At 68.2% G+C, this 12,388-nt stretch carries 15 protein-coding genes; 8 read left to right on the forward strand and 7 right to left on the reverse strand.

Features of this window, described 5'->3' with window-relative positions; all coding sequences use genetic code 11:
* Position 1: 1 nt before the first annotated feature.
* From AORI_RS45165 to AORI_RS45175, 3 genes are all read right to left on the reverse strand, one after another.
* A complete protein-coding gene (locus AORI_RS45165) occupies positions 2 to 997 on the reverse strand; it encodes a DUF2203 family protein (RefSeq protein WP_016331235.1) in 996 nt (331 codons plus the stop codon).
* Between the two features lie 21 nt (positions 998 to 1,018).
* Positions 1,019 to 1,612, reverse strand: a complete 594-nt coding sequence (locus AORI_RS45170) for a hypothetical protein (RefSeq protein ID WP_016331236.1) — start codon at positions 1,610 to 1,612, stop codon at positions 1,019 to 1,021.
* 82 nt (positions 1,613 to 1,694) lie between these two features.
* The gene (locus tag AORI_RS45175) at positions 1,695 to 2,204 is read right to left on the reverse strand and encodes a hypothetical protein (protein ID WP_228688298.1); all 510 of its coding nucleotides are present in this window, start codon (positions 2,202 to 2,204) and stop codon (positions 1,695 to 1,697) included.
* A 246-nt stretch (positions 2,205 to 2,450) separates the two neighbouring features.
* On the opposite strand from AORI_RS45175, the gene AORI_RS45180 reads away from it, so the two are divergent.
* A complete protein-coding gene (locus tag AORI_RS45180) occupies positions 2,451 to 3,674 on the forward strand; it encodes an NADP-dependent isocitrate dehydrogenase (protein ID WP_016331238.1) in 1,224 nt (407 codons plus the stop codon).
* 191 nt (positions 3,675 to 3,865) lie between these two features.
* The gene (locus tag AORI_RS45185) at positions 3,866 to 4,171 is read left to right on the forward strand and encodes a hypothetical protein (RefSeq protein WP_081809767.1); all 306 of its coding nucleotides are present in this window, start codon (positions 3,866 to 3,868) and stop codon (positions 4,169 to 4,171) included.
* Between the two features lie 60 nt (positions 4,172 to 4,231).
* Here the strand turns inward: AORI_RS45185 and AORI_RS45190 are convergent, their stop codons facing one another.
* On the reverse strand, positions 4,232 to 4,975 hold the full coding sequence (locus tag AORI_RS45190; RefSeq protein WP_016331240.1) for an MBL fold metallo-hydrolase: 744 nt from the start codon (positions 4,973 to 4,975) through the stop codon (positions 4,232 to 4,234).
* A 45-nt stretch (positions 4,976 to 5,020) separates the two neighbouring features.
* Here AORI_RS45190 and AORI_RS45195 point away from each other — a divergent pair, with 45 nt between their 5' ends.
* From AORI_RS45195 to AORI_RS45205, 3 genes are all read left to right on the forward strand, one after another.
* Positions 5,021 to 5,827 carry an exodeoxyribonuclease III gene (locus AORI_RS45195; protein ID WP_037332458.1) on the forward strand — a complete coding sequence of 269 codons (807 nt, stop codon included), beginning with the start codon at positions 5,021 to 5,023 and terminating at the stop codon, positions 5,825 to 5,827.
* Positions 5,828 to 5,896: 69 nt separating this feature from the next.
* Positions 5,897 to 6,121: a nucleotidyltransferase family protein gene (locus AORI_RS45200; protein WP_016331242.1), complete on the forward strand. Its 225-nt coding sequence runs from the start codon at positions 5,897 to 5,899 to the stop codon at positions 6,119 to 6,121.
* Positions 6,122 to 6,323: 202 nt separating this feature from the next.
* On the forward strand, positions 6,324 to 7,178 hold the full coding sequence (locus AORI_RS45205) for a hypothetical protein (protein WP_016331243.1): 855 nt from the start codon (positions 6,324 to 6,326) through the stop codon (positions 7,176 to 7,178).
* Here AORI_RS45205 and AORI_RS45210 read toward each other — a convergent pair.
* A complete protein-coding gene (locus tag AORI_RS45210; RefSeq protein ID WP_016331244.1) occupies positions 7,172 to 7,672 on the reverse strand; it encodes a cupin domain-containing protein in 501 nt (166 codons plus the stop codon). The genes AORI_RS45205 and AORI_RS45210 overlap by 7 nt on opposite strands.
* Positions 7,673 to 7,737: 65 nt before the next feature.
* Between AORI_RS45210 and AORI_RS45215 the strand changes: the two genes are divergently transcribed.
* Complete coding sequence (locus AORI_RS45215) at positions 7,738 to 8,241, forward strand: MarR family winged helix-turn-helix transcriptional regulator (protein ID WP_016331245.1); 504 nt, start codon at positions 7,738 to 7,740, stop codon at positions 8,239 to 8,241.
* 56 nt (positions 8,242 to 8,297) lie between these two features.
* On the opposite strand, the gene AORI_RS45220 is transcribed toward AORI_RS45215, so the two are convergent.
* Positions 8,298 to 9,185, reverse strand: a complete 888-nt coding sequence (locus AORI_RS45220; protein WP_016331246.1) for a glycoside hydrolase family 19 protein — start codon at positions 9,183 to 9,185, stop codon at positions 8,298 to 8,300.
* Between the two features lie 401 nt (positions 9,186 to 9,586).
* Here AORI_RS45220 and AORI_RS45225 point away from each other — a divergent pair, with 401 nt between their 5' ends.
* Positions 9,587 to 9,916, forward strand: coding sequence for a hypothetical protein (locus AORI_RS45225; protein ID WP_016331247.1), 330 nt, complete (start codon positions 9,587 to 9,589; stop codon positions 9,914 to 9,916).
* A gap of 507 nt (positions 9,917 to 10,423) precedes the next feature.
* Here the strand turns inward: AORI_RS45225 and AORI_RS45230 are convergent.
* Complete coding sequence (locus AORI_RS45230) at positions 10,424 to 11,170, reverse strand: S1 family peptidase (protein ID WP_016331248.1); 747 nt, start codon at positions 11,168 to 11,170, stop codon at positions 10,424 to 10,426.
* Positions 11,171 to 11,333: 163 nt separating this feature from the next.
* Between AORI_RS45230 and trpS the strand changes: the two genes are divergently transcribed.
* Positions 11,334 to 12,353 (forward strand): tryptophan--tRNA ligase, encoded by a 1,020-nt coding sequence (gene trpS, locus AORI_RS45235; protein WP_016331249.1) that lies wholly within the window; start codon positions 11,334 to 11,336, stop codon positions 12,351 to 12,353.
* Positions 12,354 to 12,388 lie beyond the last annotated feature (35 nt).

Below are 12,388 nucleotides of genomic sequence, written 5' to 3' on the forward strand. Positions count from 1 at the left end.
CTCAGGGCCTGGTCGCGTGCACCACGAACACCGACCGGACCCGATCCTCGGATTCGACGTCGAGCCGCTTCACCGTCACCTCGGTGAAGCCGGCTTCGGCGGCCAGTTCCGCCGCGTCGTCCTCGGTTTCCGGCAGCTTCAGGTCGGCGGGGACGATCGCGGCGAACGCCTCCGACGGCCGGAACGCCGACGCGATCGGCAGGCTGAACCCGACCCGTCCGCCGGGGCGCAGCGCGCGCAGCCAGTCGCGCAGGGCGGCCGCGCCGAGGAAATGCAGCGAAGACGCGCACAGCACCGCGTCCGCGCCCTCGTCCTCCACCGGCGACGGGACCGCGGAAGCGACCTGCCAGGTGATGCGCTTGCCGGGATCGTGGGTCGCCGCCTTCGCCTCGGCCTGGGCGATCATGCCCGGGGAGATGTCGATCGCCAGCACTTCGCCAGGCTCCAGACGCAGCGCGGCGAACGCGGCCACCCCGGTCCCGGTCGCGACGTCGAGAACACGTTCGGGGGCCGTGCGGCCGAGACCGTCGACGAGCGCGTCGGCGACCAAGCCGTGGAAGGTGTCTTCGTCGTAGTGCGCGGCGATGCCGTCGAACAGGCCGGCCGCGATTTCCTCGCTCACGACCGAGACCCTATCCGGGAGGCGGCGGCGCCCGGCGAAACCCAGGTCGACGCGGTGATACCAGGACAGCTCCGGGTCGCCTTCGAGCCAGCACAGCAGGACGTCGACGCCGTCGAGCTCGGCGGGGAAGTCGATCAGGAGCGGGGCGAACCCCTTCAGCTCCGCACCCGTCCGCTGGACGGTGGTCATCAGGTCGTCCAGCCGGGCCTGCGCGGCCTTCCATTCCGGCATCCCGCCGAGCGAGGTCTCCCGGCCGCCGGGGCGCAGGGAAGCGGCGAGCTCGGCCGCGTCGGCGCGGAGCCGGACGAGCTCGTCGAGCACCGGGCGTAGCCGGGCGAGCTCGGCGCGGGCTTCGGGAACGGTGAACAGACCCATGCGCCGATGGTCCCAGCCCGCTCAGCGGCGCCTCCGGGCGAGTCTCGACGCGAGGCCCGCGCCGATCAGGAGGAAGCCGGTCGCGAGCAGGCCGCCGATGAACAGCCAGCTCGTGACGCCGTAGGTGACGTCGTTCTGCGGCAACAGTTTCACCAGCCGGAAGCCCCACTCCGGCACGGCGATGGTGGCCACTCCGGGGGCGACGCCCCAGACGAGGCCGCCGAGGATCGGGCCGGTCGCCGAGAGCGCGCCGAGCAGCCCGACGGCCAGCAGGAGGATCCCGCCGCCCACGAGCAGGCCGATGCTGAAGACGTCACGCTGGGTGCTGAGCGTCGCCTGGACGAGCATCTGCTGCCGCAGCCCGCCCCACGACAGCAGGCCGAGTGCGACCGGCGTCAGGATCAGGCCGCCGGCGCCGCTGAGGACGCGCCGCACACCTCGGCCGGCGCGCGGGTCTTCGGCGCCCAGGTCGTCGTCGAAAGGCTCGTACGGTTCATACGACTCGACGTCCTCGTACGGCCTCCGGGGGTCTCGCGGGTTTTCGGGTTGCTCGTACTCGCCGTACTCCTGGTAGTCCTCGTCGTCGTACTCCGCGACGTACCGGTGCGATGACATGGGCGGGTCACCTCCCTGACCCGGACTACGGACACCGGCCCCCTTCGGTTCACTTTGATCTCCGCGGAGCGCGTTTAGCCCGCTAAACGCGATTTGAACGACGCCGCGCGAGGGTGCCGACCAGACCTGCCCCGATCAACAGGAAACCGCTCCCGACCAGCGCGCCCATCACCAGCCAGGTCACCAGGCCGACACCGAGGCCGCTGCCGCCGATGTCGTAGATGACGCTCATGACGTCGCGCGGGCTCAGGAGGAACCCCACGCCCGGCAGCACACCCCACACCAGCCCGCCCAGCACCGGCCCGAGCCCGGACAACGCCCCGAGGAACGCGACACCGAGCAGGAGCAGGCCGCCCAGGAACAGGAGGAGGATGCCGAGCGGGTCCTCGCTGATGGACAGGGAGCGCGAGAAACCCCGCTGGAGCAGTGTGCCGCCGTAGATGGTCACGCCGAGCGCGACCGGCGTGAGCAGGAAACCGCCGAGCCCGCTGATCACCCGGGGCACCGCGCGGCTGCTTTGCCTAGGCTGGAGGTAAGGCTCCGGTGTCGCCGGCTGCCCGTGCGGTGGCACGGCGTAGGGGTCGGTGGTCATGAGGTCCGCCTTTCCGGTGGCCGACGTGCCGATTGTCGGGTTCGGTTCGATGATGACGCGGTCGCCGCCGTTCCCGTGACGGCCGGATGGCCGTCGTGCGACCGGGTGACGTCGGACACATCCGTCTCGTGGAGACTTGATACCGACCACTACTGGAACCATCCAGGACCGTTAAGCAGTACGCTTGTACCGCTACCGGAGACTGAAGAAGAAACGCGAAGATCCGCGGAAGGAGCACCGCTGCTCATGGCCAAGATCAAGGTCCAGGGCACCGTCGTCGAGCTCGACGGTGATGAGATGACCCGCATCATTTGGCAGTTCATCAAGGACAGGCTGATCCACCCGTACCTGGACGTGAACCTGGAGTACTACGACCTGGGCATCGAGGAGCGGGACCGCACCGACGACCAGATCACCGTCGACTCCGCCAACGCGATCAAGAAGCACGGCGTCGGCGTCAAGTGCGCCACGATCACGCCGGACGAGGCGCGCGTCGAAGAGTTCGGCTTGAAGAAGATGTGGCTGTCGCCCAACGGGACGATCCGCAACATCCTCGGCGGCGTGATCTTCCGCGAGCCGATCGTCATCCAGAACATCCCGCGCCTGGTACCGGGCTGGACCAAGCCGATCATCATCGGCCGTCACGCGCACGGTGACCAGTACAAGGCGACCAACTTCAAGGTCCCCGGCCCGGGCACGCTGACCATGACCTACACCCCGGCCGACGGTTCCGAGCCGATGGAGTTCCAGGTCGCGCAGTACCCCGAGGGCGGCGGCGTCGCCATGGGCATGTTCAACTTCCGCAAGTCCATCGAGGACTTCGCGCGTGCCTCGCTGCAGTACGGCCTCGACCGCGAGTACCCGGTCTACATGTCGACCAAGAACACCATCCTGAAGGCCTACGACGGCATGTTCAAGGACGTGTTCGAGGAGATCTACCAGGCCGAGTTCAAGGCCGACTTCGACGCCAAGGGCATCACCTACGAACACCGCCTGATCGACGACATGGTCGCCGCGGCGATGAAGTGGGAGGGCGGCTACGTCTGGGCCTGCAAGAACTACGACGGTGACGTGCAGTCCGACACGGTCGCGCAGGGCTTCGGCTCGCTGGGCCTGATGACCTCGGTGCTGCGCACCCCGGACGGCAAGACCGTCGAGGCCGAGGCCGCGCACGGCACGGTGACCCGGCACTACCGCCAGCACCAGCAGGGCAAGCCGACCTCGACCAACCCGATCGCGTCCATCTTCGCGTGGACCCGTGGCCTCGAGCACCGCGGCAAGCTGGACTCGAACCCGGAGCTGATCGGCTTCGCGAACAAGCTGGAGCAGGTCGTCATCGAGACCGTCGAGAGCGGCAAGATGACCAAGGACCTCGCGCTGCTGATCAGCAAGGACCAGGCGTTCCAGACCACCGAGGAGTTCCTCGCGACGCTGGACGCCAACCTGGCCAAGAAGATCGCCCAGGGCTGAGTCGCGTAAGCGTTTGAAGGCCCCCTTCCTCCGCGGAAGGGGGCCTTTTCGCGTTGTGACGGTGGGTAGCCCGTGGCCTGCCGGGGTTGGCGCCTCCGGGTGGTTGGCGTTCCGGGATCTGGGCGGCCGCCCCGGCTTCTGCCACTCTGGACCGGACGGAAAACGATTCCCTTGTTCGAGGAGTGACCATCATGGCCATCTCGAAACCGGTCCTGTTCATCGGCGGCGGACTGGCGCTGATCGTCGTCGTCGCCATCTCGGGACAGGACAGGGAGTCGAGCGCGTCGAGCCCGACCGGTTGCCAGGTCGTGGTGACCGCGGACGTGCTCAACGCGCGCGACGCCCCCGGCGGGCAGAAGATCGTCGGCAAGTACGTCAAGGACGCGAAGATCGACGCGCAGCCGGTGGTCGAGAACGGCTTCCGCAAGATCGCCGAGGGCAAATGGGTTTCGGCCGAGTTCGCGCCCCCGGTCGAAGGGGCGAAATGTGGCCCGTGACCTGCCGGATCGCGTTTAGCCCGCTAACTGCGACGTGCTCCCTGACCTGCGGGATCGCGTTTAGCCCGCTAAACGCAGGTGGGTGCCTTCCGCGGCCGCCAGGACCTCGCCGCTGAACTCCTTCCGCGCTTCGGCCACCGAGATCCCGCGGTCGGAGCCGGGCCAGAAGTGGGTGAGCAGCAGCCGCCGGGCGCCGCCGCGCTCGGCCCAGAACCCGGCCTCGCCCGCCGTCGACACCAGGCGTGGCGTCTCGTCGGGGGACGGGCCTTGGAGCGTGGCGTCGGCGATGAGCAGGTCGGCGTCGCGCGCCAGCTCCGCGATGATCGGGCTGGGCCCGCTGTCTCCGGTGTAGGCGACGGTCAGCCCGGGCGTGGTCAGCCGGATCCCGTGGTTCGGCACGTGGTGCGGCAGCAGGAACGTCGTCATCCGGAACGGCCCGACCTCACGCGGCGGGCCGAGTTCGAACACGTCGAAGATCGTCGCCGGATGCGGGCGCGGCTCCATGGCTTCGAGCCGTCGCACCGTGCCCGGCGTGCAGTGCAGCGGGATCCTCGGCTCGTCCGGCAGCCCGTAGGCGCGGGCCCGGCCCAGCGCGCTCACGTCGGCGCAGTGATCGGGATGCTCGTGCGTCACCACCACCGCGTCGACCCGGCCTTCGGGGCAGTGCTCGAACAGCCGTGAAGCGGCGCCGTAGCCGAGGTCGAGCACCAGCTTGAAGCCCTCGTGGACCAGGAGGAAGCCGGCGCAGGCCCGGCCGGGTTCGGGCCAGGCGCCGCAGCTGCCCAGCACGGTCAGCTCGCTCATGCGCGCAGTCTCCCAGTGCCGATTCTGTCGGACCCCCCGGGTAGCGTGCGAAGGGTGCTGACCGTCTCCACTGTGAATGTCAACGGCCTCCGTGCCGCCGCCAAAAAAGGCTTCGTCGAGTGGCTGGGCTCGACGAAGGCGGACGTCGTCGCCTGCCAGGAGGTCCGGGCCGAGCTCAAGGAGCTCCCGGCCGGTGCCGCCGCGCCCGAAGGCTGGCACGTGGTGCACGCGCCGTCCGTGCAGAAGGGGCGCAACGGCGTCATGCTGTTCAGCCGGGCGGAGCCGGAAGAGGTCCGCATCGGTTTCGGCGAGCCCGAATTCGAGGACAGCGGCCGCTACGCCGAGATCCACCTGCCGAACGTCGTGGTCGCGAGCCTGTACCTGCCCAGCGGCGACGTCGGGACACCGCGCCAGGACGAAAAGGAGCGCTTCATGGCGGCGTTCCTGCCTTACCTCGTCGACCTGCGCGCCAAGGCCGAGGCCGGTGGCCGCGAGGTCGTCGTCGTGGGCGACTGGAACATCGCGTACGACAAGATCGACCTGAAGAACTGGCGCGGGAACCAGAAGAGCTCGGGCTTCCTGCCGGAGGAGCGGGAGTGGCTCGGCCGCGTGTTCAGCGAGGCAGGCTACGTCGACGTGCAACGCAAGCTCGACCCGGAAGGCCCCGGCCCGTACACGTGGTGGTCGTACCGCGGGAAGGCGTTCGACAACGACACGGGCTGGCGCATCGACTGCCAGATCGCCACCCCCGGCCTGGCCGAGCGGTGCACCTCCGTCGTGGTCGAGCGCGCCGAGACCTACGACCAGCGCTGGTCCGACCACGCGCCGGTGACGGCGACGTACGGAATCTGAGCGCTCGGCCCCGTGATCCCGGAGGTCGTGGCCTCCGGGATCCGGTCAGGCACAATCGTGCGGTCATGCATGAGTCGATCGAACGGATTCGACGTGCGGTCCAGCGATGTCGATGTGCTCGTCGAGTTCGACGCGGGACCCGGCTTCGACTACTTCGGGACCTACTTCGATCTGAAGGAAGGTCTTGAGCGGGTGCTGGGTCGCCCGGTCGACCTCGTCAGCGTGACCAGTATTCGCAACCCGTTCTTCAAACAGCGAGTGTTGGAGAGCCGGGAGCTTCTCTATGCAGCGTGAGGCTCACCTTTGGGATGTCTTGAGGGCACCATGCCGCGCTCGGTGGTCGAGCGTCAGTTCGAGATCATCATTGGACAGCGGACTGCGGCGCAGGTACCGGCTCCCTGGCTTGATCGACGTTCTACGGCGGCTGCAGGATGCCTAGATCCGACAACGCGCCGTACTCCGGATAACCTGCGCGCAGGAGATCCGGGGGTTTGCGATGGAGACGAACGAAGCCAGGCGTATCGAGGCGACCAACGCCGAGCGCTACGCGATGTCCGGCCAGTACGGGTGGGAGTTCAGCCCGGACGCGCCAAACCTGCTGGAGCGCTGGACGGTCCTGCCGTTCAACCAGCGCGGCGACAAGCGGATGGCGTTCGGCGCGTTGAGCGGCGCGTACAACGGGCTTCGGTTCAGCGTCTTCGACTACCACCGCCGCCCGACGGTCACGAGCGTGCACACGCGGTGGACCAACAAGAAGGTCAACGAGCTCGACACGATCTCGATCGACACGGTCTGGGTCGTCACCCTGCCCGCGCCGATGCCGAACTTCCAGATCGTGTCGAGCATCGAGTCCGCCTGGGACGTCGAGCAGTACCCGGAGCCCGCCACCGCGGACCGGAAGTTCAATCGCTGGTACAAGCTGATCGACACCGACCCGAACGTCGCGGTCGCCGTGCTGACGCCGCAGGTCGCCGCCACCATGCGGTCGTCGAAGCTGCACACCTGGTCGCTGGTCGGCGCGGAACTGGTCTACGTCGAGAATCCGACCTTCGGCCGGACCAAGCCGGACGAAGTGCTCTCCACGCTCGGCAGGCTCGCGCAGCTGGTGTCGCTGCTGCCGTTCCATCTCGCCGGCGGGCAGCCCGCTGCGCCACCTCCGCCGCCGCAGCCCCACTATCCGCAACAGCAGTACCCACCGCAGTATCCGCCCCCGCCGCACTACGGTCAGCCGCCGTATCCGCCGCAACACCCGGGATACCCGCCGCAGCAGTACCCACCACAGCCCTATCCTCCGCAGCAGTACCCGCCCCAGCAGTATCCGCCGCCGGGATACCCGCCGCGCGGTTACTGACGCGACTTCGCGCTCTCCGTCCACACTGGACTCTCGACGAAGTGGTTGTCGAACTTTTCCTGACTGTCCAGGAGATCCTGGACGGTCGCCGCACCGTGCCCGACCTTCTCCAGTAGCCGGAAGTAGTCGAACCGTTCCACGCCGGGGACGAACACGATCAGGACGTCCGCCGGCGAGTCCGCGGCCGCCCGGAAAGCGTGTGTGGTCAGTGGCGGCACGACGAGCATGTCGCCTTCGGAAACGGTCACGATCTCTTCTCCCACAAGGACTTCCAGCTTTCCGCCGAGCATGAAGAACATCTCGGACGAGCCGGTGTGGTAGTGCGGCGCGGCGCCGTCGGCGCCGACACCCAGCTGTGTTCTCGCACTGCTCATGACTCCGCCTGTGGTCGAGACGTCGGCGAGCAATGTGACGAGGGTGGGGGCCGCGCCGACGGTCTCGGCTTCGGCGGCGCGGACGAGGACGGGGTCGCGGGTTTCGATGCGCTGGGTCATGACGACGATAGTTCCATCACTGATAGTTCGCTGTCAAACTATCTCCCGTCGAATAGACTGCGCCCGTGAGTGAACAACGAAGCGCGGACGCGATCGACGCCGTCGTCGACGCCTGGCACCGCGAGCGGCCGGAACTGGACTTGACCGCGATCGGGGTCGCCGGCCGCCTCGGCCGCGTGACGATGCTGAGCACGCCGATGATCGAGGCCGTCTTCGCGAAGCACGGCTTGAAGCAAGGGGAGTTCGACGTGCTCGCGGCGCTCAGGCGGTCCGGGAAGCCGTACACGCTGATCCCGTCCGAACTGTCCGCGACCCTGATGATGTCCAGGGCCGGGATGACCAGCCGGATCGACCGGCTCGAGTCGGCCGGGCTGGTCGAGCGGGCGCTCGATCCCGAAGACCGGCGCAGCTTCCGTGTCACGTTGACCGAGCGCGGGTTCGAGGTCGTCGACGCCGCGATGACCGAGCACGCGGCGAACGTCGCGAAGCTGCTCTCGCCACTGGGGGAGGACGTAGACGTCCTCGACGCGTCGCTGCGTCGGCTGCTGGCGTCCCTCGACGAAAGCTGAAGGGGCCCTCCACCGCGTCACATGCGGCGAAGGGCCCCTTCGGTTCCCTGGATGGATCAGCAGTACAGGTTGCCGCCGGGGGTGACGCCGAGGATGCCGGTGAACTGCTGGTACTTGTTCACGCGGCTCTGCACCTGGGCGGGGTTGCCGCCGTTGCACTCGATGCTCCCGTTGATGCTGCGGATCGTCTCGCCGAAGCCGCGGCTGTTGACCATCGCGTTGTGCGGGGTCATCGTGCCGGGACCGTTCTGGGTCATCCAGTACCAGATGCCGGTCTTCCAGGCGACCGCCGCGTCGTTCTGCACCAGCCACGGGTTGGTCAGCAGTGGCAGGCCGAGCGCGTCGCCGGCGGCCTTGTAGTTGAAGTTCCAGCTGAGCTGGATCGGGCCGCGGCCGTAGTACGCGGCGTTGCCGGCGGGGCAGCCGTAGGACTGGCTCGTGTCGCAGTAGTGCGGGTAGTTCGCTTCGTTCTGCTCGACGATGTGGACCAGTCCGCCGGTCTCGTGGCTGACGTTCGCCAGGAAGGCCGCCGCTTCCTGCTTCTTCACGGTGTCGCTGCCCGTGCCCGCGAAGGCCGGGTAGGCGCTGAGCGCGGTGACCAGGCCGTTGTAGGTGTAGAAGGGATTCCGGCTCGGGAACATCTGGTTGAACTGTGCCTCGCTGACCACGAAGCCGGACGGGTTCGGCGGGTTGGTCGTCCCGCCGCCGCAGGCGCCCTGATCGGCCCAGACCTGCGCTGCACCTGGGGTTTCGTTCTGCGTCCACCACTTCGCGGACCAGTTGTGCCCGTTGTAGGACGCGGTGTTGCCGCCCCAGTAGACCGAACTCGCGTTCCACGGCGCCACGCAGTCCGCGGCGGAGGCGGACTGCGTCGGGACGACCACGGCGACCGTGGTGGCGGCGAAGGTGGCGGCGACCGCCGCGAGAATACGTCGAAGAGACATCGGTGGCTCCTTCGTACGAGGGGACCATGCAGGGAGATATTGGTCTATACCTTTTAAGGGGTATGGCCAACAGGTATAGACCATTGCGCGCAAGAAACCAACCGGGGAAAGCCGGATCGTGCCTGTTCGGCCGCGTGTGACAGTCGAATGGCCTAACCGTTGTCCGGTTTTGTCGGAAACCGATTGCCCGCGCGACAACTCTGAGGAGAGGGGTGCTCGAAACATCCCCCCTGTGAGGGGCTAGTCTCGGGCCCCGAGTTGATCAGAACTCACAGGTCTTGACACGCTCGGTAGTTTTTTGACCAGCAACCTGGAAATGCTCACTCGTTCGGGTTAGCGTTCCGGTTCGGCAAAGTCACGTCACGGGAGGCACTCCGGTGCGGAACCCAGTTCATCTCCTGATGCGATCGTCCGTGCCCGCGGCCCGGGCCGCGACGGTCGTCGCGATCCCGGTCGCGCTGCTCGTCGCGGGCGCGGTCCCGGCATCGGCCGCGGAGTCGGCGTCACGTTCGGAGATGGCGTTCGGTCTGCTGGGCCCGGTCGGCCTGATCGCCGTCGCGCTCGGCATCGTCGGCATGGCCTTCGGTGTGTTCCGTCAGCGCCGGAAGGCCCGCGCGGCCGCCGTCGCCCCCGCTCCCGTCACCCCGGCCCAGCCCGCCGCGCCGCACGTCGCCGCGATGGCCGAGGCCGTGCTCGCCGACGACGCCCTCACCCGCCAGCAGCGTCCCTGACCTGCGCCTTCCCGGCTCGGATCGCGTTTAGCCCGCTAAAGGCGACGCGCCCCCGGGATCGCGATTAGGGGGCTAAACGCAGGTCGGTGCCCTGGGCCCGCCAGATCGCGTTTAGCCCGCTAAAGGCGACGCGGCGGATTTCTTGGGTAGGTACACCTAGTCCCGCCCGGATTGTTTCGCCGCCCGCTGATCGCCACTCTCGGGTCCATGACGGTGACGCGGCGTCGCAGCCGGCCCGGTGACCCCTTCCCCCGCGCCCTGGACCGGGCGATCACGGAAAGCGGCCTCGGGCTCGACCGGATCCGGCACCGGCTCGCCCAGCAGGGCGTCCGGATCAGTGTCGCGACCTTGAGCTACTGGCGGACAGGAAGAAGCCGCCCCGAGCGGTGCGACTCGCTGAAGGCGGTCGCGCTGCTGGAGCGGCTCTTCGAACTGCCGCACGGTTCCTTGCTGAACCGGCTGGGCCCGCGTCGCCCCCGGGGACGGTGGGGCGACGCGGGACCGGGATCAGACGCCGGAGTTGGTGCGGATCCAGCTGCGGAAGTAGGGGACGTCCACGTAGATCGACGGCCCGGTCGCGCAGGTGCTGCTGTTGTTCCCCGCGCGGCTGGTCGCGCCGACGAGCTGCCAGACACCGTTGACCTGCTTGACCTGCGGGCCGCCCGAGTCGCCGTAGCAGGCACCCGAGTTGCCGTTGGGGTTGTTGGTGCAGATCTCGCTGGCGCCGTTGATGCCGAGGCAGCGGCTGTCGGCGACGATCGAGGTGTTCAGCTCCTGGAGGTTGATCGGGGCGCCACAACCACCGCGGGTGGGGCAGGTCTGGCCCCAGCCGATGATCCGCGTCGCGGTGCCGACGGCCCCGGACGAAGCGGCGATCGTGACCGGCGCCTGCGACACCGCCGTCGAGAGACGCAGCAGCGCCAGGTCGGCGCTCGGGTGGGCGATGCGCTGCGCCACGCGGGCGACGGTGCCACCGCTGGTGCGGTTCGTGGTGCCGACCCGCACCTGGTACGGCGTGCCACAGTGCGCCGCGGTGACGACCCAGGTCGAGCTGATCAGTGAGCCACCACACTGGTGGCTGCCGGAGCTCGACTGCTGGGACACCATGAACGAATAGACCTGGGTCGCGTTGCCGCCGCCGACGATGTTCGGCTGGACGCCCCCGGTGGGCTCCGCCGCGGCCGCGACGCCGGAAAGCGAGAAGACGGCCGCAGCCGCCATGGCCAAGCCCATCAGTAGGGATCGTGCCTTCATCTGGGTTCTCCTTCGGTGTGGCCGGAAGATCCGGTGCCATGAACGCTAGGAATCGGGCACCGTGCTCAGAACCGTCGGAAGTATGTGGCGTTTAACCGTTTAGCCCGTTCGGCCGGGCCGACCTCGGATGACCCGCCCCGGCGTGGCCTGACAGAATCCGGACGTGTCCGACGAACAGAAGCGCCCGCGCGTGCTCTCCGGGATTCAGCCGACCGCCGACTCGTTCCACCTGGGCAACTACCTGGGTGCGCTGCGGCAGTGGGTGCGGCTGCAGGACACCCACGACACCTTCTACATGGTCGTCGACCTGCACGCGATCACCGTCGAGCAGGACCCGAAGGTGCTGCTGGACCGCACCCGCCGCTCGGCAGCGCAGCTGCTCGCGCTCGGCGTCGACCCGGCCCGCAGCGCGCTGTTCGTCCAGAGCCACGTGCCCGAGCACGCCCAGCTCGGCTGGGTGCTGGAGTGCCAGACCGGGTTCGGCGAAGCGAGCCGGATGACGCAGTTCAAGGACAAGGCCGCGAAGCAGGGCACGGATCGCGCCAGTGTCGGCCTGTTCACGTACCCGGTCCTGCAGGCCGCGGACATCCTGCTGTACCAGGCGAACGAGGTTCCCGTCGGCGAGGACCAGCGGCAGCACCTGGAGCTGACGCGCAATCTCGCGCAGCGGTTCAACAACCGCTACGGCAAGACGTTCACCGTGCCGGAGCCGCATATCGTCAAGGACACGGCGAAGATCTACGACCTGCAGGACCCGACCGCGAAGATGAGCAAGTCCTCGTCGACCGGCAACGGCCTCATCGAGCTGCTCGAAGACCCGAAGAAGTCGGCGAAGAAGGTGCGCTCGGCGGTCACGGACACCGGCCGCGAGATCGTCTTCGACGCCGAGAACAAGCCGGGCGTCTCGAACCTGCTGACGATCCTCTCCGCGCTGACCGACCAGCCGGTCGCCGAACTCGAGAACTCGTACGAGGGCAAGGGTTACGGCGACCTGAAGAAGGGCGTCGGGGAGGCGTTCGTCGAGTGGGTCACGCCGGTGCAGGAGCGCGTCCGGTCGTACCTGGACGACGTCGCCGAGCTCGACAAGGCGTTGGCGCTCGGTGCGCAACGGGCCAGGGAAGTCGCTTCGGTGACGTTGCGGAACGTCTACGAGAACATCGGGTTCCTTCCCCCGGCGGGCTGATTCGCGCTGCGATGTCGTCGCCGTGTGGTTAGCGT

It is taken from the genome of Amycolatopsis keratiniphila, assembly GCF_000400635.2.
Lineage (GTDB): Bacteria > Actinomycetota > Actinomycetes > Mycobacteriales > Pseudonocardiaceae > Amycolatopsis > Amycolatopsis keratiniphila.

Bases quoted from the DNA above. Each gene is read 5' to 3' on its own strand.
- AORI_RS45165 (WP_016331235.1), bottom strand. From the start codon at position 997: ATGGGTCTGTTCACCGTTCCCGAAGCCCGCGCCGAGCTCGCCCGGCTA.
- AORI_RS45170 (WP_016331236.1), bottom strand. From the start codon at position 1,612: ATGTCATCGCACCGGTACGTCGCGGAGTACGACGACGAGGACTACCAG.
- AORI_RS45220 (WP_016331246.1), bottom strand. From the start codon at position 9,185: ATGTCTCTTCGACGTATTCTCGCGGCGGTCGCCGCCACCTTCGCCGCC.
- AORI_RS45225 (WP_016331247.1), top strand. From the start codon at position 9,587: ATGCGATCGTCCGTGCCCGCGGCCCGGGCCGCGACGGTCGTCGCGATC.
- AORI_RS45205 (WP_016331243.1), top strand. From the start codon at position 6,324: ATGGAGACGAACGAAGCCAGGCGTATCGAGGCGACCAACGCCGAGCGC.
- AORI_RS45190 (WP_016331240.1), bottom strand. From the start codon at position 4,975: ATGAGCGAGCTGACCGTGCTGGGCAGCTGCGGCGCCTGGCCCGAACCC.
- AORI_RS45185 (WP_081809767.1), top strand. From the start codon at position 3,866: ATGGCCATCTCGAAACCGGTCCTGTTCATCGGCGGCGGACTGGCGCTG.
- AORI_RS45180 (WP_016331238.1), top strand. From the start codon at position 2,451: ATGGCCAAGATCAAGGTCCAGGGCACCGTCGTCGAGCTCGACGGTGAT.
- AORI_RS45210 (WP_016331244.1), bottom strand. From the start codon at position 7,672: ATGACCCAGCGCATCGAAACCCGCGACCCCGTCCTCGTCCGCGCCGCC.
- AORI_RS45230 (WP_016331248.1), bottom strand. From the start codon at position 11,170: ATGAAGGCACGATCCCTACTGATGGGCTTGGCCATGGCGGCTGCGGCC.
- AORI_RS45175 (WP_228688298.1), bottom strand. From the start codon at position 2,204: ATGACCACCGACCCCTACGCCGTGCCACCGCACGGGCAGCCGGCGACA.
- AORI_RS45200 (WP_016331242.1), top strand. From the start codon at position 5,897: ATGAGTCGATCGAACGGATTCGACGTGCGGTCCAGCGATGTCGATGTG.